Origin of the sequence: Janibacter alkaliphilus (genome assembly GCF_013408565.1) — a bacterium.
GTDB classification, from domain to species: Bacteria; Actinomycetota; Actinomycetes; order Actinomycetales; family Dermatophilaceae; genus Janibacter; species Janibacter alkaliphilus.
In genome coordinates this window covers 2,008,154-2,028,733 of record NZ_JACBZX010000001.1, presented here as the reverse complement: position 1 = coordinate 2,028,733, position 20,580 = coordinate 2,008,154, and the positions used below count along the sequence as shown (strand labels likewise).

The window sequence follows — 20,580 nt, the reverse complement described above, 5'->3', positions numbered from 1 at the left end:
CCCTCCGTGCAGAGAACCTCTCGCTCCCCGGAGAAGCCTTCCCCCGCAAAGGAGCCTTTATCGGGTAACCCGATAAAAGCTCGGTGACGCGACGTGCTCAGGGGAGCGGAGGGGTGCGGGGCGGGGAGAGGCGGCGGGGGCGGGTGGCCTCGACCGCGCAGCCGAGGGTGAGCAGGGCGGTGTCGTCGTAGGCGCGGCCGGCCAGGGTCAGCCCGACCGGCATCCCGATGTCGGCCATGACGCCCATCGGCACGGTGACCGTGGGGATGCCCAGGTGCCGGGGCACGAGGTTGCCGTTGGCCACCCACGTCCCGTTGCGCCAGGCCAGCCGCGCCGACTCCTCGTCCGTGTCGGCGTCCGCACGCCCCACGTCGGCCACCGCCGGGAAGATCAGCGCATCCAGACCGAGCTCGTCCATCCACTCCTCGAGGTCGACCCGCCGGGTCTCCTCCAGCCCGCGCAGCCCGGCCTCCAGGTGCGGCAGCGTCGTCGGGTCCTGCACCACTCCCTGCTCACGCGCGCGGGTGACGTACTCGGCGACGTCGAGGTCCAGTGATCCGTACCGGTCCGGCAGCGCCCCGGTCGGCGGCGGGAAGATCTGCGGCCCGTCGACGTCGGCGAGCCGGTCCAGGGCGGGGTCCCCGTTCGCCCGCAGGAAGCCGTCCCACCCCCACATCGACAGCTCCCACATCTCCACCTCGAGGTACTCCGGCGGCACCAGCCCGCGGGTGGCGATCGTCGGCATCCCCGGCCGGTCCCCCTCGTAGCGGCTGACCACCGGCAGGTCCACGTCGACGACCTCCGCCCCGGCCGCCTCGAGGTCGGCGCGCATCGCGGCGAGCAGGTCGAGCACGCTGCGCCGGGTCTCGATCGGCTGACCGGTCGGCCCGCCGATGCCGGGGTCCTCCCCCGTGCCCGCCTCCGGGTCGGCATCGGCGTACATCCCCGGCAGCCCCAGCCGCGCCCCGGCCAGCGCCCCGCTCCCCCGCTCGGCGAGCGCCGGGTACGAGGCCGGCCGCACCTGCGAGGCCGCCGGGATCGGCACCCACGGCTGCAGCCGCCACAGGTCGCAGGTGGTGTCCGGGTCGTCGGCGACGACGACGTCGAGCACCTCCAGCAGGTCGGCCATCGTCCGGGTGTGCGGCACGACGACGTCCATGCTCGGCACCAGCGGCCAGTTGCCGCGCACCGAGATCACCCCGCGCGAGGGGGTGTAGGCGCACAGCCCGTTGTTGCTGGCCGGCCCCCGCCCCGAGGACCACGTCTCCTCGGCCAGCCCGAAGGCGGCCAGGCTCGCCGCGGTCGCGGTCCCGGAGCCGTTGGAGGAGCCGGAGGCGAAGGGGGCGGTGAGGTGGTCGGCGCTGTACGGGCTCTCCGCCCGCCCGTAGACACCGCGCTGCATCCCCCCGTTCGCCATCGGCGGCATGTTCGTCAGCCCGACGAGCACCGCCCCGGCGGCCCGCAGCCGCTCGATCGCGAAGGCGTCTCTCGTCGCCACGAGCTCGGCGAAGGCCGGCGAGCCAGCCGCGCAGGTCAGACCGGTCGCCAGGTAGCTGTCCTTGGCGGTGTAGGGGATGCCGTCCAGCGGCCCGAGGCTCTCCCCCGCCGCCCGCCGGGCGTCCGCCGCCCGGGCCGCGTCCCGGGCGCCGGGGTCGAGGACGACGAGCGCGTTGAGCCGGATCCCGCCCTGGTCGTAGGCGGCGATCCGGGCGAGGTAGGCGTCGAGCAGCCCCTCGGCGGTCACCTCGCCGGCCTCCAGCGCGGCCCGCAGCCGGGCGATGCCCGCCTCGACGACGTCCATCAGCGAGCGCACCCGGTGCCGCCGGTCACAGCGCCGTGTCCTCGGGCAGCTGCGGCGGCGGGGTCTGCCACGCGGCCGACAGCCCGACGAGGGCGACGATGGCGAAGGGGATGCCCACCCCGAGGCCGCTGCTGCTGGCCAGGGTGAAGGCGGCGGGGAGCATGAGGATGTTCCACACGATCGTCGGGGTGCGCGGCCACCGCGACCCGCGCCACCAGTGCACGGCCATCACCGCGAGCAGGGTGGCGAAGACGAGCGCGACGACCAGCGTCATCACCGCCTCGGTGGGCTCGGCAGCGGTGCCCCGGACCAGCGCGATGACGAAGACGGCCGCCGCCCCGAAGAGCAGGAACGCCTGGAAACCGCACACCCCGGCCGCCGTGTATGCCTGCGGGGGTACGGGGGCCGGGTCGGTCGAGGAGGAGGCTGCGGGGCTCACCCGAGCATGCTAGGTGACCGCCCTCGGAGCACGGGAACAACTTCAGGTCTCGACCCGTTGGCACTCTCAGGACTATCCTGGGCGATCGTGCCCGCTGGCCTCGTCAACGTCGACCGGCCCCTCGACCCGACTCCCCTTGCTCGGTTAGAGCGAGGCCACCATCATCGTCATCTTCCCTCTCCCCTCGAGACAAGGAGCACCACCCCCATGGACTGGCGCGATCGCGCAGCCTGCCTCGAAGCGGACCCTGAGCTGTTCTTCCCGATCGGCAACACCGGCCCCGCGATCGCTCAGATCGAGGAGGCCAAGAAGGTGTGCCGCCGCTGCGAGGTGGTCGACACCTGCCTGAAGTGGGCGCTGGAGTCCGGCCAGGACGCCGGCGTCTGGGGCGGCCTCTCCGAGGACGAGCGCCGCGCCCTCAAGCGGCGCAACGCCCGGGCCCGCCGGGCCAGCTGAGGCCCACCTCCGGCAGCACGCTGCCCCCTGGGCGCCGCCTCCGTCACCGGACGGGGCGGCGCCGACTCATGTCCGCGCACTCATGTCCGCAGACTCACGACCGCGGGCTCATGACCGCGCGGCGTCGGCCGGCGCCGCCAGCCGGGCGCTGAAGCGCACCCGGGTGCCGCCCCCTTCGCCGTCCTCCCAGCGGATCTCCCCGCCGAGGTCCTGGACCATCGAGGTGACGATCCGGGTGCCCAGCCCGGCCCGGCTCGGCCGGAAGCCCTGCGGCAGCCCGGCCCCGTCGTCCTCGACCGAGACCCGCAGGATGTCCTGCCCCTGCTCGATGCTGCGCCGGGCGTCCACGCGGATCTCGCCGCCGCCGGGCACCCCGTGCTCGATGGCGTTCTGCAGCACCTCGGAGAGGATCAGCGCCAGCGAGGTGGCGTGCTCGGGCCGCACCTGGCCGAAGGACCCGGTCAGCGACAGGTGCACCTGGCCGGTGGTGGTGGCCACGTCGACGATCGCCCGCCCGCCGCGGGCGGCGACCTCGTCGAACTCCACGGTCTCGGAGAAGCCGGTGCTCAGCGTCTCGTAGACCAGGGCGATCACCCCGACCCGGCGCACCGACTCGACCAGCGCGTCCTGCCCGGGGCCGGGCCCGAGGCGGCGGGACTGCAGCCGCAGCAGCGCGGCCACGGTCTGCAGGTTGTTCTTCACCCGGTGGTGGATCTCCCGGATGGTCTGGTCCTTGCTGATCAGCTCGTGCTCGCGGCGACGCAGCTCGGAGATGTCCCGCAGCAGCACGATCGCGCCGACCCGGCGCCCCCGGGTCAGCAGCGGGATCGCCCGCAGCGACGCCGAGCCGCCGCCGGCGGTGACGTCCGCCCGCCAGGCTGCCCGGCCCATCGTCACCAGCGCCAGCCCCTCGTCGACGTAGCCCTCGTGCCGCGGCAGGCCGCTGATCACCTGGGCCAGCACCTCCCCCTCCACCGGGCCCTGGTGGCCCAGGCGCCGGATCGCGCTCACCGCGTTCGGGCTGGCGTAGCGCACCGCCCCGCGCTCGTCGAGGCGGATCACCCCGTCGCCCACCCGCGGGGCGCCGCGGCGCATCCCGGTGGGGGCGCCGAGGTGCGGCCAGTCGCCGGCGGCGATCATCGCCAGGAGGTCGTCGGCGATGGCCGCGTAGCACTCCTCCAGGCGGCTGCGGCGGCGGGCCTGCCCGAGGCTGGTGTGGCAGCTGAGCACAGCGAGCGTCCGGCCCGACCGGCGCACCGGCACCGCCCGCTCCAGCAGGGTGTCCTGCATCTCCCGGGCGTGCCGGCGGGGGCTGGTGGGGGCCGAGCCGGCCACCGCCTCGTCCACCAGCGAGCGCAGGTCCGGGCTCTCCAGGCGCGAGCCGATGAGGTCCTCGACGAAGACCATCGGCCCGGTCATCGGCCGGGCGTGCGCCCCGACCACCCAGCCGCCGGCGCCGTCGGGCAGCCACAGCACGAGATCGCTGAAGGCGAGGTCGGCCAGCAGCTGCCAGTCCTCGACGAGCAGGTGCAGCCACTCCACCTCGGCGGGCTCGAGGTCGGGGACGGTGCGGAGGATCTCGGCGAGGCTGGGCACAGCTCGATCCTAGGTGGCTGGTGTCAGCGGGTCAGCGGGTCACCGAGCGCAGGGTGCGCAGCGCCACCGACAGCGAGGCGATGCTCTGGGTGTCCAGCCGTCGGATGCTGGCGATCGCCGTCGTGGCGCGCCCGACCGACTCCTCGTGGTCGGCGCTCCACCGCTGCAGCCGGTCCTGGGCGTCCCCGCCGGCGTCCGGGCTGTGCGCCAGCACCGAGCTGGTCAGCGACTCCAGGGTGGCGTAGAGGTCCTCGCGCAGCGCCCCGCGGGCCATCCCGTCCCAGAGCTCCTCCCGCGGCAGCGAGGAGACCGCGTTGAGCAGCGCATCGACCCCGAAGGCCTCGGAGACCGTGTAGTAGACCCGGGCCACCTCCATCGGGTCCTCCCCGGTCTCGTGGGCCAGGTCGGTGATGTCCAGCACCGAGTAGAGGTCGAGCAGGGCGCAGCTCCAGCGGGCGAGCTCGCTCGGCACGCCCGCGTCGACCAGCTCGGCGACGTCCTCGGAGAGCCGCTCGGCCTCGTCGCCGCAGAGCATCTCGGGCAGCCGTGGGGCGAGCACCCGGACCGCCGGCCCGAGCCGCTCGATCTCGGCGGCGATGTCCAGCCGCCCCGGTCGCGCCGCGAGGAACCAGCGGCAGGCCCGGTCCAGCAGCCGGCGGAACTCCAGGTAGAGGTGGGTCTGCAGCTCGGTCGGTACCTGAGTGTCCAGCGCCTCGACCTGGGCGACGTACTCGCTCAGCCCGAAGATCTCCCGGGCCACCAGGTAGGCCCGGGTCACCTCGGCCGGGCGGGCCGCGGTCTCCTCGGTGGCCCGGTAGACGAAGGTGATGCCGCCGCGGTTGACCAGGTCGTTGGCGATCGAGGTGGCGATGATCTCCCGGCGCAGCGGGTGCGCCTCGATGTCGCCGCCGAAGCGCTCGCGCACCGGCTGCGGGAAGTAGCCGCTCAGGTGCTGCGCGGTCGCCGGGTCGTCGGGCAGGTCGGAGTCGAGCAGCTCCCCGGAGAGGGCGATCTTGGCGTAGGCCAGCAGCACCGCCAGCTCCGGCGAGCTCAGCCCGCGCCCGTCCTTGACCCGTTCGGCGAGCTCGGCGTCGCTGGGCAGGTCCTCCAGCTCGCGCTCGAGCAGCCCGCGCTCCTCGAGGGAGTGCATGAATCGGGTGTGCACGCCGAGCATCGAGCCCTGCTGGGCGCGGGCGTTGCCGAGCAGCACGTTCTGCTCGTAGTTGTCCCGCAGCACCTGGTCGGCGACCTCCTCGGTCATCGACTCCAGCAGCTCCACCCGGCCCGGCTCGTCCAGGGCCCCGTCGGCCTTGGCCTGCCCGAGCAGGATCTTGATGTTCACCTCGTGGTCGGAGGTGTCCACCCCGGCCGAGTTGTCGATGGCGTCGGTGTTGATCCGCACGCCGGCCTCGGCGGCCTCGATCCGCCCGGGCTGGGTGACGCCGAGGTTGCCGCCCTCGCCGACCACCTTCGCCCGCAGCTGGGATCCCTGGACGCGCACGGCGTCGTTGGCCCGGTCGCCGACCTCGGAGTCGCTCTCCCCGGCCGAGCGCACGTAGGTGCCGATGCCGCCGAACCACAGCAGGTCCACCGGCGCCTGCAGGATCTCGTGGATGAGCTCGCTGGGGGTCAGCTCGGTGACCTCCTCGGCCAGGCCGAGCGCGGCCCGCATCTGCGGGCTGATCTCGATCCGCTTGAGGCTGCGCGACCACACCCCGCCGCCGGCGGAGATCAGCGAGGCGTCGTAGTCCTCCCAGGTGCTGCGCTCCAGCCCGAAGAGCCGCTGCCGCTCGGCGAAGGAGGTGGCCGCGTCCGGGTCCGGGTCGACGAAGACGTGCCGGTGGTCGAAGGCGGCGACCAGCCGGATGTGCTCCGAGAGCAGCATCCCGTTGCCGAAGACGTCGCCGCTCATGTCGCCGATGCCGGCGACGGTGAAGTCCTCGGTCTGGGTGTCGTGGCCCATCTCCCGGAAGTGCCGGCGCACCGACTCCCAGGCGCCCCGGGCGGTGATCCCCATCGCCTTGTGGTCGTAGCCGATCGAGCCGCCGGAGGCGAAGGCGTCGTCGAGCCAGAAGCCGTACTCCTGGGAGACCTCGTTGGCCAGGTCGGAGAAGGTGGCGGTGCCCTTGTCGGCAGCGACGACGAGGTAGGGGTCGTCGCCGTCGTGGCGGACCACCTGGGCCGGCGGCACGACCTGCCCCTCGACCCGGTTGTCGGTGATGTCCAGCAGGCCGGAGATGAAGGAGCGGTAGGCGGCCCGGCCGGCGTCCTGGTAGGCCTCGCGCCCCTCGGCGGGGTCGGGCAGCTGCTTGGCGTAGAAGCCGCCCTTGCTGCCGGTGGGGACGATGACGACGTTCTTGACGAGCTGGGCCTTGACCAGGCCGAGGATCTCGGTGCGGAAGTCGTCGCGCCGGTCGCTCCAGCGCAGGCCGCCGCGGGCGACGGCGCCGAAGCGCAGGTGCACCCCTTCGACCTGCGGGCTGTGCACCCAGATCTCGAAGGCGGGGTGCGGCTTGCGCAGGTCCGGTACCCGCTCCGGCAGCAGCTTGAAGGACATCCGCGGCAGCGGGCGGCCCTGCGCGTCGCGCACGAAGTAGCTGGTGCGGATGACCGCCTGCACCAGCCCGACGAGGGCGCGCAGGATGCGGTCGTGGTCGAGCGAGGCGACCTCCTCGAGCGCGGCCTCGATCCGGTCGAGCACCTCCTGCTCGGCGGTGGCCCGCGCGGGCCCGGTGCCGCCGGTCTCGGGGTCGAAGCGGGCCTCGAAGAGCGCCACCAGGTCGCGGGCGATGCCGTGGTTCTCCACCAGCGCCGAGATGAGGCTGCGGGTGCCCCAGGTGACCCCGGTCTGGCGCAGGTAGGCGACCAGCGCGCGGACCAGCGCCACCTCGCGCCAGCTGAGCCCGGCCCGGATGACCAGCGCGTTGAGCCCGTCGGACTCGGCCTGGCCGCGCCAGACCGCGGTCAGCGTCGACTCGACGAGCTCGCGCAGCTGCTCGTGGCTGTACTGCTCCCACAGCCCCGGGTCGTCGACCCGCAGCGAGAAGTCGTAGATGCCCACCTCGACCCCGTCGGTGCGGCGCAGCAGGTAGGGCTCCTCGTCGATGACGTCGACGCCCAGGTCGCGGAAGACCGGCATGACGTCGGTGAGCGTCGGGGTGTCGATGCTGAAGAGCTTGAAGCGGCGCACCGCCGGGTCGTCGCCGCCGCCGTGCCCGCGGCGGGGGTCGTAGAGCGCGCAGGCGAAGCGCTCCTCGTCGGGACCGTCGCCGAGGCGGGCGAGGTTCTTCAGGTCCGCCAGGGTCTGCGCGGCGTCGAAGTCCTCCTCGTAGTCCACCGGGAAGCCGCCGCGCCAGGGCAGCACGAGGCGGCGCGCCTCGGTGTCCCCGACGAGCCGGGCGGCGGTGCGGTGCAGCCGGTCCTCCCAGGTGCGCGCGGCGTCGGCGATGTCGTCGTCGAGCCGCTCCTCGGCGGCCGCGTCCGGCATGGTGACCGCGCCGTCGCTGCTGCGCAGCACGTAGTAGAGCCGGGCCAGCGGCTCGTCCGAGACGTGCGCGGTGAAGGTCACCCGGTCGGCACCGGTCGCCCCGCGCAGCAGGTGCTCGACCTGCCGGCGCACCGAGGTGGTGTAGCGCTCCCGGGGCAGGTAGACCAGCGCGGTGACGAACCGCCCGCCGGGGTCGCGGCGCAGGAAGACCGCGGTGCGCAGCTGGTTGGCCAGCTGCAGGATCCGGGTGACCACGTGCCGCAGGTGGTCCAGCGGGGCCTGGAAGAGCTCGTCCCGCGGGAAGGTCTCCAGCAGCCGCATGACGATCGCCCCGGAGTGGCTGCGGGTGGACCATCCCCCTTCGTCGAGGATCGCCCGGACCTTGTCGGCCACCAGCGGGATGGTCAGCACCGAGCTGGTGTAGGCGGTCGAGGAGAACTGGCCGGCGTAGCGGCGCTCGATGAGCCGTCCGGCGTCGTGGTAGCGCACCGCGACGAGGTCGGGGTGGGTGACCCGGTGCACCGCGAGCACCTGCTCGGACTTGCCGACGGTGACCGGGTGCTCGACCTCCTGGCGGTGCTCCTCGCCGAGCGCCAGCGGGGTGATCGCCTCGGCGGCGTCGTCGTCGCGCAGCACCCCCATCCCGGTGCCGGGCAGCGCCCGGACGGTGGGGCCCTCGGGGCCGATCTCGACGACGTGGTCGCGGCAGCCGAGGAAGGTCAGGTGGTCCTCGGCCAGCCAGCGCAGGAAGGATGCGGCGGCGTCGCGCTCGTCGGCGGTGCCGATCCGGGTGTCCTCGGGCAGCCGGTCGGCGAGCTCGATGATGCTGCGGCGCATCGGCTGCCAGTCGTCCACGGCGGCCCGGACGTCGGCCAGGACGCCGACGACCCGCTGGCGCAGCTGCTCCGGGTCGACCGCGGGGTCGACGGCGATCCGGATCCACGACTCGCCCTGGCCGGCCTCGGGCTCCTCGTCGAGGATCTGCGTGAGGGTGCCGTGCTCGTCGCGGCGGACGACGAAGCGGGGGTGCAGCATGAGCCCGACGTCCACGCCGTCGTGGGCCAGCGCCCCGAGCACCGAGTCGACGAGGAAGGGGCGGTCGTCGGTGACGATGTGCAGCACCCCGTCGTCGACCGCGACGAGGGTCTGACCGTCGGGCCGCGACCGGGCCATCTCCCGGTGCACCCGGGCCATCGCGGCCAGCGACTCCGCGCCGGTGTCGGCGAGCAGGTCGTCGGCGACGTGCCGGGTGTAGCGGGCGACGAAGGCGGGGTCGGGCTCGCCGGACGCGGCGGTCGCCGCGCCCTCGTCGTCTCGGGCGGTCTCGGCAGGCGGCTGGGCCATCGGGGGCATCCTCGGGTCTGCGGCTCGCGTGCGCGGGACCTCGCTGTCCCGCTGCACCTCAGGCTAGCGCCAGCGGTGTGGATGCCTCAGCCGGCTCGGGCCACGACGCCGCTACCCTGGCCTGGTCATGGCCCGTCCTGCAGAGATCGCCGCCCTCGCCGAGGCCCTCGGGTGCGCCGGGCGCACCGCCGAGGCCGCCTCCGAGGAGCTGCTGGACACCCTCGCCGTGCTCGGCGACCGGAGCACCCAGGACGCGGTCGACGGGCTGGTGGACGAGATCGCCGGCGTGCTGCGCGAGGTCAGCGCGACCACCCAGGAGCTCACCCTCGGCCTGGCCGCGCTCGGCGGCGGGCCGGCGGACGACGGGTCACCGCGCACAGTGACCCCGGCGGACGCGGCCGCCCCGGACACCAGCGCCGCGCCCGCGGCCCGTCAGGGGCGCCGGTGAGCGGCTCGACCCGGGTGCTGCTGGGCGACCCGGGCTCGGTGAGCGCGCTCGCGGCGACGCTGCGCTCGGCCGCGGTCTCGCTCGCGGCCGAGGCGGAGCGGGTGGGTCGGGCCCGCGCCGACCTGGCGGACGCCCCGGTCCGGGTGCCGGTCGACCGGCGCCGCCGGACCGAGGGGGTGCAGCAGACGCTGCAGGCGACCTCCCGGGTGCTGACCGAGAGCGCGGGCGCGCTGCAGCACGCGGCCGCAGACCTGGCCGAGCAGGTCGCGGCGCTGCAGCGGCTGGAGGACGAGGCCGCCCGGCGCGGGCTGCAGGTGCGCGACGGCACCGTCGCCCCGGCGTGGGGGATCACCGGCACCGTCGACGAGCGCACCGACCCGCAGGCCCAGGAGCAGGTGCGCGAGCAGCTGGAGCGGCGGCTGCACGCGTGCGTCTCGACGATCGGGCGGTGCCGCTCCCGACTGACCCGCGAGTGCGCCCAGGCGCGGCGCACCCTCACCGAGATCCGGAGGATGCTGTGACCGGACGCCGCACGAAGATCGTCCAGATGAGCGCCTTCGTCCTGCTCTTCGGGGTGGGCGGGATCGTGGCCGCCGTCATCGTGCTGTCGGCCGGCGGTGGCTGGTGGGCGCTGGCGCCGCTGGTCATCGGGGTCGGCGTGGCGATCATCGCCGGGATCGGCCTGATCTCCTTCCTGCGGCAGAGCGACCCGGACGCCGAGGACGCGCTGCGGCCGGTGCCGCCGCCGAGCGGGCCTCCGCCGCCGCCGGCCGAGGACGGCGGGCGCTGGCCCTTCCCGGCCCTGGTGGCCGGGCTGGCGGCCGCCTTCGACGGGAGCGGGCACGTGGTGCTCGCCGGGCCGGGGATGGTCCGGGTGCACGCCGACCTGCTGGACGCCCGCTGGCAGCACCTGGCGACCGTGCGCGGCATCAACCAGACGATGGTGGTCACGCTCACCGAGAGCTCACCGGGCGTGCTGCGCCGCAACGACGCCACGCACAGCGTGGAGACGGTCGCCGGGGTGCGCCAGATCGGGGCCCGGATCGCGGTGCGCAGCGGCCGGCAGTGGGGTGCGCAGCGGCGTGTCGAGTACGGGATGGGTCCGGACGGGATGAAGAAGCGGGTCGACCACTCCTTCTCCACCAGCGAGCTCAACGAGCCGATCCGCGAGGTGCTGAAGCGGGCCGGCTGGCGCACCGCGCTGGACGCCGAGACCCGCACCGCCCTGATCATCGGCGGCATCGGCGCCTCCGCCCTGGTGATCGTCCCCGTCGCCTTCCTCATCAGCTGGCTCCTCGACCGCTGACCCCTCGCCTCCCCTCCCCTCCCACTTCTCTCCCGCAACCCCCTAGGCAGCTGCATCCCCTCAGGTTGCAACCTGAGGGGATGCGGCCAAGGTGAGCGTCTGTGGCGCCGTCGGCACCGCTCAGACGGTGAATGCCTGGTCACCCCGCGGGGTGCGCGGCGCGCACCAGGTCGACGGTGATCTCGACGTGGCCGAGGTGCTGGTAGAGCTCCTCGAGGACGTGCAGCACCACCCAGCCCTGGGTGATCGTCTCCGGGTCCCCGTCGTGACGACGCGGCTCGACCCGTGGCGGCGCACCTGCGTCATAGTCCGCGAGGTCGCGCAGCCACCGGGATCGCTGCGCGCTGACCATGGCCTCCAGCTGCGCGATGCTGCCCTCCGCGCGGAACTCGGCGGACCGGTCCCGGGCCACCTCGCGGCCGGCGATGATCGCCCCGCCCCAGTGCTCGAGCACCCCACAGCAGTGGGTGACGAGCGCGAAGACGCTGTTCGCCCCCTCGAGGTCGGGGCGTACCGAGACCAGGTCGTCGCCGAGCTCGTCGGCGCGGGACATCAGCTTCGCCAGCGCGGTGTCGACGTACCACTGCGCGGTCTGCCGGTCGATGCCCTCAGCCACCCTGCTCCCCCGCCGCGCCCTCCTCCGGACCGTCGGCAGCGGCGTCCGAGCCGTCGGCGGCGCCCTCACCGTCGCCCGCCGCGAAGGCGGCCACCGCACCCGTCTCGAGCAGCTCGCCGAACTGCTCCTCGGTGAGGATCGGTCGCCCCAGCTCGCGCGCCTTGTCCTCCTTGCTGCCGGCGCCCTCACCGACGACGACCCAGTCGGTCTTCTTGCTCACCGAGCCGGAGGCCTTGCCGCCACGGGCGAGGATCGCCTCCTTCGCGCTGTCCCGGGAGTAGCCCTCCAGCGAGCCGGTGACGACGACCGTGACCCCCTCGAGGGTGCGCGGGGTGCTCTCGTCGCGCACGTCCTCCATCCGCACGCCGTCGGCCGCCCACTGCTGCACGATCGCCCGGTGCCAGTCGTTGCCCTCCCCGTCGAACCACTCCCGCACCGAGGCCGCGATCGTCGGGCCGACCCCTTCGACCGCGGCGAGCGCCTCCTCGTCCGCCTCCCGGATCTCGGCCATCGACCCGAAGTGCTGCGCCAGCGCGCGGGCCGCGGTCGGCCCGACGTGCCGGATCGAGAGCCCGACGAGCACCCGCCACAGCGGCTGGTCCTTGGCCTGGTCGAGGTTGGCGACGAGCTTGGCGCCGTTGGCCGAGAGCACCCGCCCGTCGTGCACGAGATCGGGGTCGTCGCCCTTCTTCGCCGCGCGGGTGTAGAGCGGCACCCGGGCGATGTCGGCGGCGGTCAGCCCGAAGAGCCCGGACTCGTCGGTGAGCACGCCGGAGTCGAGCAGCCCCACCGCGCCCTCCCAGCCCAGCGCCTCGATGTCGAAGGCCCCCCGCCCGGCGAGCGAGAAGAGCCGCTCGTGCAGCTGGCTGGGGCAGGTGCGCGCATTCGGGCAACGGATGTCCTTGTCCCCCTCCTTCTGCGGGGCCAGCGTCGTGCCGCACGACGGGCACTCCGTGGGCATGACGAACTCGCGCTCGCTACCGTCGCGCAGGTCGACGACCGGACCGAGGATCTCGGGGATGACGTCGCCGGCCTTGCGCAGCACGACGGTGTCCCCGATGAGCACGCCCTTGCGCCGCACCTCGTGGGCGTTGTGCAGGGTCGCCAGGCTGACCGTCGAGCCGGCCACGGTCACCGGCTCCATGACGCCGAAGGGGGTGACCCGTCCGGTCCGGCCGACGTTGACCTGGATGTCGCGCAGGACGGTGTTGACCTCCTCGGGCGGGTACTTGTAGGCGATCGCCCACCGCGGCGCCCGTGAGGTCGAGCCCAGCCGCCGCTGCACGGCGATCTCGTCGACCTTGACGACCACCCCGTCGATCTCGTGGGTGTAGTCGTGCCGCTGCGCCTCGACCTCGTCGATGAAGGCGAGCACCTCGGGCATCGTCGCCAGCACCCGGTAGTACGGCGAGGTGGGCAGCCCCCAGCCGGTCATCAGCTCGTAGGCGTGGCTCTGGCTGTCGATGTCGAAGCCCTCGCGGCGGCCCATGCCGTGCACAAGCATGTGCAGCGGCCGGGTCGCGGTGACCCGAGGGTCCTTCTGCCGCAACGATCCCGCGGCGCTGTTCCGCGGGTTGGCGAAGGGGGCCTTCCCCGCCTCGACGAGGCTGGCGTTGAGCTCGGCGAAGTCCGCCAGCGGGAAGAAGACCTCGCCGCGGACCTCGACGAGGTCCGGCACCGGGTGCTCGCTGTCGTCGAGGCGCTCGGGGACGTCGGCGATGGTGCGCACGTTCATCGTCACGTCCTCGCCGGTGCGCCCGTCGCCGCGGGTCAGCGCCTGGGTCAGCCGACCCCCTTCGTAGAGCAGGTTGACCGCCAGGCCGTCGATCTTCAGCTCGCACAGGTAGTGCTGCCCGGTGCCGACCTCGCGCTCGACCCGGGCGGCCCACTCGGCCATCTCCTCGGCGGTGAAGGCGTTGTCCAGGCTGAGCATCCGCTCCAGGTGGTCGACCGCGGTGAAGTCGGTGGAGAAGGCGGTGGCGCCGCCGACCTGCTGGGTCGGGCTCTGCGGGGTGCGCAGCGAGGGGTGCGCCTGCTCGATCTCCTGCAGCCGCCGGATCAGCCCGTCGTAGGCGCCGTCGCTGATCGTCGGCGCGTCCCGCACGTGGTAGGCGAACTGGGCGGCGGTGGCCTGCTCGGCCAGCTCGGTCCACTCGCCGCGGATCTCCTCGGGCACCTGGTCCGGGGTCTCGGCGGCGGCCTGGGCGGCCTCGTCGGTGGGGATGTCCTCGCTCACCCGGCTCATCCTGCCGCACCCCACCGACATCGCCGCCGAAGCAGGCCCGGAGTGCATCTCGCACACCGGGACCCGCCGGTGGTGGGCAGGGGCCCCCTTCCCTTCGCGCCACCCCACCAGCGAAGATGGGCGCAACCACTCACCGAGTCACAGGAGTCGACGATGACCAACCTGGCGACGAACCTCGTCACCACGGCCCAGAACCACCCCGACAAGGTCGCCATCAAGCTGGACGACGCGGAGCTGACCTACGGGCAGCTGCACGGGCTGGCCGCCCAGGCCGCCGGCGCGATGCGGGCCGCCGGGCTGGAGCCGGGCGACCGGGTCTCCCTCATCCTGCCGAACGTGCCCGCCTTCCCGGTGCTCTTCTACGGGGCCCTGCTGGCCGGCGGCACCGTGGTGCCGATGAACCCGCTGCTCAAGGCGAACGAGATCGAGTACTTCTACAACGACTCCGGTGCCAAGCTGTCCTTCGTCTGGGGCGACTTCGCCGAGGAGGCCCGCCGCGGCTCCGAGGGCACCCCGACGAAGGTCGTCGTCTCCGGTCCGGTCGGCCCCAGCGAGGACGACCTGCCCCCGGGCGACCCGATCGCCACCCCGGTCGAGCGCGACGACGAGGACACCGCGGTGATCCTCTACACCTCCGGCACCACCGGCCGGCCCAAGGGCGCCGAGCTGACCCACAAGAACCTCGACCTCAACGCCAAGCGCAGCAGCGAGGTCATCATGGAGATGACCCCGGACGACGTCATCATGGGCTGCCTGCCGCTCTTCCACGTCTTCGGCCTCACCTGCGGCCTCAACGCCTCGGTGCGCACCGGCGCGACCCTGACCCTCATCCCCCGCTTCGACCCCGGCAAGGCGCTGCAGGTCGTCGAGCGCGACAAGGTGACGATCTTCCAGGGGGTGCCGACGATGTACGGCGCCATGGTGGGTCACCCGGACGCGGCCACCGCGGACACCTCGACGCTGCGGGTGTGCGCCTCGGGCGGCTCGGCGCTGCCGGAGGACACCATGCGCAGCTTCGAGAAGACCTTCGAGGCGCAGATCCTCGAGGGCTACGGCCTCTCCGAGACCTCGCCGGTGGCCTCCTTCAACATGCCCGACGCCCCGACCAAGCCGGGCACCATCGGCCGGGCCATCCCCGGCTGCGAGATGAAGCTGCTCGACGCCGACGGCAACGACGTGCCGCCCGGCGAGGGGGTCGGCGAGATCGTCATCCGTGGCGACAACATCATGAAGGGCTACTGGAACAAGCCGGAGGAGACGAAGGCGGCCATCCCGGACGGCTGGTTCCGCACCGGCGACCTGGCCACCGTCGACGAGGACGGCTACTACACCATCGTCGACCGCAAGAAGGACCTCATCATCCGCGGCGGGATGAACATCTACCCGCGCGAGGTCGAGGAGGTGCTCTACAGCCACCCGGACGTCGTCGAGGCCGCTGTCGTCGGGGTGCCGGACGCCGAGATGGGCGAGCAGGTCGGCGCCGCCGTCTCGCTGAAGCCGGACGCGTCCAGCTCGCTCGAGGACATCCAGCAGTACGTCAAGGACAACCTGGCTGCGTACAAGTACCCGCGGCACATCTGGCAGCTCGACGAGCTGCCCAAGGGCCCGACCGGCAAGATCCTGCGCCGCGAGGTGCACCCGCCGCAGGCCTGACCGGCGTCGGCCACGGCCGTCCCCATGACGAAGGGGGCGCCCTCCTCCCCCCGAGGCGGGCGCCCCCTTCGTCGTGCTCTTCGGTGCGGACCACCGCCGCAGATGGTTCCGGTGGCCGCTGGTCCGGACGGTCGTTCGTGCCGGCGCGGCTCAGGCGAGCGAGAGGAAGAGCTTCTCCATCTGGTCCATGTCGACCCCGGAGTCGGGATCGTTCACCGACTGGCGCAGCCCGGTGGCGATGACCGCGAAGCCGGCGCGGTCGATCGCCTTGGAGACGGCGGCCACCTGGGTCACCACCTCCTGCGTGCTGCGGCCGGACTCGATCATCGCGATGATCCCGCCGATCTGTCCCTGCGCTCGTTTGAGCCGGCGCACGACGTGCTGCAGGTCGGTCTCGTCGTTGGCCACGTGGGCCACCTCCCCCCGGGTCGGTACTGATGCCCTGACGGGCTTCGGTGAGTGTATCTGCGAGGAGCACGTTCGGCATGTTGTCGCGGTCTGCGGGACAAAGACTGCGGCGGAAGGGGGTGAGCGCTCGCTCAGCGGTCGGCCGGGCAGGGGCTCTGGGGGCGGGTGGTCTGAGGGGTGGAGGTGAGGGGCTGGGGGTGAGGGGCTGGCTGGGGTGGAGGTGAATGAGTGGATGTGAAGGACACGGGTGGAGGTGATGGCACGCGCCCCAGCGCGTCCAGACACCTCCACCGACCTCGGATACCTCCACCGCGACCCGCGCCCGACGGCGCATCCCCCTCCCGACGAGCGACCCGCACATCGCGAGCTACCACGCAGTAAGTGTCGCGATCGCAGCACTTACTGCGTGGTAGCCCGCGGCGTAGGGGAGGGCGAAGAGGGCGTGCAGGGAGGGCGAAGGGGGTCAGCCCTCGACCGCACCACCCAGCTCGTCGGCCGCCGCCACCGCCGCACGCAGCGAGACCACCGCCGCCGAGGGCGCCAGCCCGGCCAGCCCGCACCCGCTCGTGGCCACGACCTGGCGCAGCCGGGCCCGCTCCAGCCCCACCCGGTCCCACGCGCCGAGCAACCGGGCGACCGCGGCCCGCGGCTCCGGCGCCGCGTCGGTGGGCAGCATCCCGGCCCACACCCGGTGGCCGGACTCGACCGCCTCGGCCAGCTGCTCCCAGCCCGGCCCTGCGAGCAGGCCGGTGTCCAGCGCGACACCGTGAGCGCCGGCCTCGGTGAGCAGCCGCACCGGCACCTCGGCCGCGCAGCAGTGCACGACCGTCTCGCGCTCCCCCGCACCGCCCAGCACCTCGCGCAGCCCGTCGCGGACCTCGGCCCGGTCGACCGCGCGCAGCCGCCCGTACCCGGAGCGGGTGGGCAGCCGCCCGTCGAGCACCGCGGGCAGCCCGGGCTCGTCGATCTGCAGCACCAGCCGGGCTCCGGGCACCAGCCGGGCCACCTCGGCCAGGTGAGCGGCGACCCCTTCGGCCAGCGAGGCGACGACGTCGCGGCGGGCGCCCGGGTCGGCGGCGGCCCGCTCGCCCCGGGTCAGCTCGACGGTGCCGAGCAGCGTCCACGGGCCGGCGACCTGGACCTTCAGCGGGCCGGTCCACCCGTCGTAGGCCTCGGCCAGCTCGTCGAGGTCCTGGCGGCGCAGCGCCGCGGTCCGGGAGGCGTCCTTGCCGGGGCGGTCGACGAAACGCCACCCGGCCGGCTGGCGGTCGACGTGCAGCCCGGGCAGCAGCCCGACGGCCCGGCCGATCATGTCGGCACCAGGCCCCCGCGCCGGGGTCTCCGGGAGGTAGGGCAGCTGATCGCCGAGCAGGTCGCGGACGGTCCGCACCGCTTCACGGACGTCGGTGCCGGGCAGCGAGCCGATGCCCGAGGCGAGCGGCCCGGCGGTGAGCACGTCGGAGGGCAGCGAATGGGCGGTCACCGGCCGACCGTACCCGGTGACCGCGATCGGCCCGGAGCACCCGCTCGTGCGCCGGTCTCAGCCCCCGCGCGCCCCGAGCCGCTCAGCGCCACGCGCCGACCTCAGCCGCGCCCGGCCTCGGTGATCGTCGCCGACCCGACCACCCGGGTCCCCTCGTAGAGCACCACCGACTGCCCCGGCGCGACCCCGCGCACCCGCTCGTCCAGGCGCACCTGCAGCCGGTCGCCGTCGACCTGCGCCAGGGCGCCGGTCTCGCTGCCGTGCGCCCGCAGCTGGGCGCCGACCCGCACCGGCCCGACCGGGGCCGGTCCGCACCAGCGGAGGTGGTCGGCCTCAAGGAGGTCGACCCCGAGCAGGTCGGCGGTGCCGATGGTCACGGTGCGGGTGCCGGCATCCACCGCGGTGACGTAGCGCGGCTCGCCGTCGAGCGAGGAGCGGTCCAGCCCGAGCCCACGACGCTGCCCGACGGTGAAGCCGTAGGCGCCGGCGTGCTGGCCGACGACCGCGCCGCTGCCGGCGTCGACGATGTCGCCGGGCTGCTCGCCGAGCCGCTCGGTGAGCCAGCCGCGGGTGTCGCCGTCGGCGATGAAGCAGATGTCGTGGCTGTCCGGCTTGCTCGCCACGTAGAAGCCGCGCTCGGCCGCCTCGGCGCGGATGTCCGGCTTCGTCGTGTCACCGAGCGGGAAGAACGCCCGGGCCAGCTGGTCGGCGTCGAGCACCCCGAGCACGTACGACTGGTCCTTGGCCTCGTCCAGCGCGCGATGCAGCTCGCGCCCGGCCGGCCCGTCGACGATCTGGGCGTAGTGCCCGGTGGCCACCGCGTCGAAGCCGAGCGCCAGCGCCTTGTCCAGCAGCGCGGCGAACTTGATCTTCTCGTTGCACCGTAGGCACGGGTTGGGGGTGCGCCCGGCCTCGTACTCGGCGACGAAGTCCTCCATGACCTCCCGCTGGAAGTCGGCCGCCATGTCCCACACGTAGAAGGGGATGCCCAGCCGGTCGGCGACCCGGCGGGCGTCGCCGGCGTCCTCGATCGTGCAGCAGCCGCGGGCCCCTTCGCGCAGGGTGGCGGCCTTGCGGGCGAGCGCCAGGTGCACGCCGACGACCTCGTGCCCGGCCTCGAGCATCCGGGCGGCGGCGACGGCGGAGTCCACCCCGCCGCTCATCGCGGCGACGACCCGCATCGCTCAGGCGGCGCCGCTGGCCCGCCGGGAGCGGGCGACGGCGTCCGGGAGGGCGGTCAGCGCGGCGTCGACGTCGGCCTCGGTCGAGGTGTGCCCGAAGGAGACCCGCAGCGAGCCACGCGCCTCGGCCTCGGTCCGCCCCATGGCCAGCACGACGTGGCTGGGCTGCGGCACCCCGGCCTGGCAGGCGGAGCCGGTCGAGCAGGCGATGCCGGCGGCGTCGAGCAGGTAGAGCAGCGAGTCGCCCTGGGCGCCGGGGATGGTGATGTGCGCGTTGCCGGGCAGTCGGGTGGCGACGTCGCCGGGCTCCCAGCAGCCGGTGACCCGGATGTCCAGGTCGAGCTCCTGGGTGCCGGCGAGGAAGCGGTCGCGCAGCGCGGCGACCCGGGCGCTCTCCTGCTCGAGGTCGGCGACCGCGTGCGCGACGGCGGTGGTGAAGCCGACGATCGCAGGCACGTCGAGGGTGCCGCTGCGCACGCCGCGCTCCTGCCCGCCGCCGTGGGTCAGCGGCAGCAGCCGGGCGTCCCGACGGGCGACGAGGGCGCCGATGCCGACCGGGCCACCGACCTTGTGCGCGCTGAGGCTCATCAGGTCCAGCCCGCTGGCGGCGAAGTCGAGCGGCAGGTGGCCGAGCACCTGCACGGCGTCGGAGTGCATGCTCAGCCCGTGCTCGTGGGCCACCTCGGCCATGGCGGCGACGTCCTGGACGGTGCCGACCTCGTTGTTGGCCCACATGACGCTGACCAGGGCGACGTCGGCGGGGTCGGTCTCGACGGCGGCGCGGACGTCGGCGACCTGCACGGTGCCGCACTCCCCCGGCCGGACCAGGGTGGCCTCGGCGCCCTCGTGCTCGACGAGGTGGTCCACCGAGTCGAGGACGGCGTGGTGCTCGACGGCCGAGGTGATGACCCGTCGGCGGTGCGGGTCGGCCTGGCGGACGGCGGCGTACCCGCCCTTCACCGCCAGGTTGTCGGCCTCGGTCCCGCCGGAGGTGAAGATGATCTCGCTGGGGCGGGCGCCGACGAGCTCGGCGAGGCGCTCCCGGGACTCCTCGACGACCCGGCGGGCCTCACGCCCGGCGCCGTGCAGGCTGGAGGCGTTGCCGGTGACCCCGAGCCGCTCGGCCATCGCCTCACGGGCGGCGGGCAGCATCGGCGTGGTCGCCGCGTGGTCGAGGTAGGTGCTCACCCGCTCGATGGTACGCGCGGTGCGCCCGCCCGCTCACGCCCGCAGGGGTGCCCCTCAGGCGGCGATGGTGCCGGTGCCCAGCAGCGCGAAGAGCACCAGCGCGAGCACGATCCGGTAGATGACGAAGGGCTTGAAGTCGTGCGTGGAGATGTAGCGCAGCAGCCACGAGATCACCGCGTAGCCGATGGCGAAGGAGATCAGCGTCGCCAGCGCGATCGGCCCCCAGGCCGGCTCGACCGGGTCGTCGGCGATGTCGAAGAGCTGCTGGAAGCCCGAGAGCAGCACCGCCGGGATGGCCAGCAGGAAGGAGTAGCGGGCCGCCGCCTCGCGGGTGTAGCCCATGAAGAGACCACCGGCGATGGTGCCGCCGGAGCGGGAGACGCCGGGGATGAGCGCCAGCGCCTGCCAGAGGCCGTAGAAGATGCCGTCGCGCACGGTGAGCTGGCGCAGCTCCTTGCTCTGCCGGGCCTGGGCGTCGGCGATGCCGATGACGATGGCGAAGACGAGCAGCATGGTCGCGGTGACCCAGAGGTTGCGGGCCGGTCCGGTGATGACGTCCTGGAAGGCCAGGCCGAGCACCCCGATCGGGATCGAGCCGACGATGACCATCCAGCCGAGGCGGACATCGGGGTCGCTGTGCGGGCGCTTGCCGGCGATCGCCAGACACCAGGCGGTGACGATGGTGACGATGTCCTTGCGGAAGTAGACGAGCACGGCGGCCTCGGTGCCGAGCTGGGTGATCGCCGTGAAGGCCGAGCCCGGGTCCTCGCCGAAGAAGCGCCCGACGATCGAGATGTGCGCGCTGGAGGAGATCGGCAGGAACTCGGTCAGTCCCTGCACGATGCCCAGCACGACGGCCTGCAGCCAGTCCATTCCTCGCCCTTCGCCTCACGTCTGGTCCCGGGACAGGGTAGGTGCCCGCGGACGGT

The 20,580-nt window shown here is 73.8% G+C and carries 16 protein-coding genes; 5 read left to right on the top strand and 11 right to left on the bottom strand.

The annotated features are described in order from the left end of the window. Nucleotides 1–97 precede the first annotated feature (97 nt). Nucleotides 98–1,801 (bottom strand): amidase, encoded by a 1,704-nt coding sequence (locus BJY28_RS09845; protein WP_179464051.1) that lies wholly within the window; start codon nt 1,799–1,801, stop codon nt 98–100. Between the two features lie 25 nt (nt 1,802–1,826). After that, nucleotides 1,827–2,240: a hypothetical protein gene (locus tag BJY28_RS09840; protein WP_179462855.1), complete on the bottom strand. Its 414-nt coding sequence runs from the start codon at nt 2,238–2,240 to the stop codon at nt 1,827–1,829. Between the two features lie 207 nt (nt 2,241–2,447). Here BJY28_RS09840 and BJY28_RS09835 point away from each other — a divergent pair, with 207 nt between their 5' ends. Further along, the gene (locus BJY28_RS09835) at nt 2,448–2,696 is read left to right on the top strand and encodes a WhiB family transcriptional regulator (RefSeq protein ID WP_179462854.1); all 249 of its coding nucleotides are present in this window, start codon (nt 2,448–2,450) and stop codon (nt 2,694–2,696) included. A gap of 108 nt (nt 2,697–2,804) precedes the next feature. On the opposite strand, the gene BJY28_RS09830 is transcribed toward BJY28_RS09835, so the two are convergent. Next, nucleotides 2,805–4,292, bottom strand: coding sequence for a histidine kinase N-terminal domain-containing protein (locus BJY28_RS09830; RefSeq protein ID WP_179462853.1), 1,488 nt, complete (start codon nt 4,290–4,292; stop codon nt 2,805–2,807). Nucleotides 4,293–4,323: 31 nt separating this feature from the next. Beyond that, nucleotides 4,324–9,123, bottom strand: a complete 4,800-nt coding sequence (locus BJY28_RS09825) for an NAD-glutamate dehydrogenase (protein ID WP_179462852.1) — start codon at nt 9,121–9,123, stop codon at nt 4,324–4,326. Between the two features lie 127 nt (nt 9,124–9,250). On the opposite strand from BJY28_RS09825, the gene BJY28_RS09820 reads away from it, so the two are divergent. From BJY28_RS09820 to BJY28_RS09810, 3 genes are read left to right on the top strand one after another with little or no spacing between them, the layout of a single operon-like run. Beyond that, entirely contained in the window at nt 9,251–9,571 is a 321-nt protein-coding gene (locus tag BJY28_RS09820) for a hypothetical protein (protein ID WP_179462851.1), read from the top strand. Continuing rightward, nucleotides 9,568–10,092 (top strand): hypothetical protein, encoded by a 525-nt coding sequence (locus BJY28_RS09815; protein WP_179462850.1) that lies wholly within the window; start codon nt 9,568–9,570, stop codon nt 10,090–10,092. Before BJY28_RS09820 ends, BJY28_RS09815 begins: the two co-directional genes overlap by 4 nt. Further along, nucleotides 10,089–10,877: a hypothetical protein gene (locus BJY28_RS09810; protein ID WP_179462849.1), complete on the top strand. Its 789-nt coding sequence runs from the start codon at nt 10,089–10,091 to the stop codon at nt 10,875–10,877. Before BJY28_RS09815 ends, BJY28_RS09810 begins: the two co-directional genes overlap by 4 nt. Before the next feature lie 139 nt (nt 10,878–11,016). On the opposite strand, the gene BJY28_RS09805 is transcribed toward BJY28_RS09810, so the two are convergent. Both BJY28_RS09805 and ligA read right to left on the bottom strand, forming a co-directional pair. Further along, nucleotides 11,017–11,493: a mycothiol transferase gene (locus tag BJY28_RS09805; protein ID WP_179462848.1), complete on the bottom strand. Its 477-nt coding sequence runs from the start codon at nt 11,491–11,493 to the stop codon at nt 11,017–11,019. Next, nucleotides 11,486–13,738, bottom strand: a complete 2,253-nt coding sequence (gene ligA / locus BJY28_RS09800) for an NAD-dependent DNA ligase LigA (protein WP_246313382.1) — start codon at nt 13,736–13,738, stop codon at nt 11,486–11,488. Before ligA ends, BJY28_RS09805 begins: the two co-directional genes overlap by 8 nt. A gap of 153 nt (nt 13,739–13,891) precedes the next feature. On the opposite strand from ligA, the gene BJY28_RS09795 reads away from it, so the two are divergent. Continuing rightward, nucleotides 13,892–15,391, top strand: coding sequence for a long-chain-fatty-acid--CoA ligase (locus BJY28_RS09795; protein ID WP_179462847.1), 1,500 nt, complete (start codon nt 13,892–13,894; stop codon nt 15,389–15,391). Between the two features lie 150 nt (nt 15,392–15,541). On the opposite strand, the gene BJY28_RS09790 is transcribed toward BJY28_RS09795, so the two are convergent. The 5 genes from BJY28_RS09790 to BJY28_RS09770 form a co-directional block, all read right to left on the bottom strand. Continuing rightward, on the bottom strand, nt 15,542–15,799 hold the full coding sequence (locus BJY28_RS09790) for a metal-sensing transcriptional repressor (RefSeq protein ID WP_179462846.1): 258 nt from the start codon (nt 15,797–15,799) through the stop codon (nt 15,542–15,544). A gap of 463 nt (nt 15,800–16,262) precedes the next feature. Further along, the gene (locus tag BJY28_RS09785; protein ID WP_343037045.1) at nt 16,263–17,282 is read right to left on the bottom strand and encodes a uroporphyrinogen decarboxylase/cobalamine-independent methonine synthase family protein; all 1,020 of its coding nucleotides are present in this window, start codon (nt 17,280–17,282) and stop codon (nt 16,263–16,265) included. A 101-nt stretch (nt 17,283–17,383) separates the two neighbouring features. Next, the gene (gene mnmA / locus BJY28_RS09780) at nt 17,384–18,463 is read right to left on the bottom strand and encodes a tRNA 2-thiouridine(34) synthase MnmA (protein ID WP_179462845.1); all 1,080 of its coding nucleotides are present in this window, start codon (nt 18,461–18,463) and stop codon (nt 17,384–17,386) included. Between the two features lie 3 nt (nt 18,464–18,466). Continuing rightward, complete coding sequence (locus tag BJY28_RS09775) at nt 18,467–19,651, bottom strand: aminotransferase class V-fold PLP-dependent enzyme (protein WP_179462844.1); 1,185 nt, start codon at nt 19,649–19,651, stop codon at nt 18,467–18,469. Nucleotides 19,652–19,705: 54 nt separating this feature from the next. After that, the gene (locus tag BJY28_RS09770) at nt 19,706–20,524 is read right to left on the bottom strand and encodes an undecaprenyl-diphosphate phosphatase (RefSeq protein WP_179462843.1); all 819 of its coding nucleotides are present in this window, start codon (nt 20,522–20,524) and stop codon (nt 19,706–19,708) included. Nucleotides 20,525–20,580: the final 56 nt, after the last annotated feature.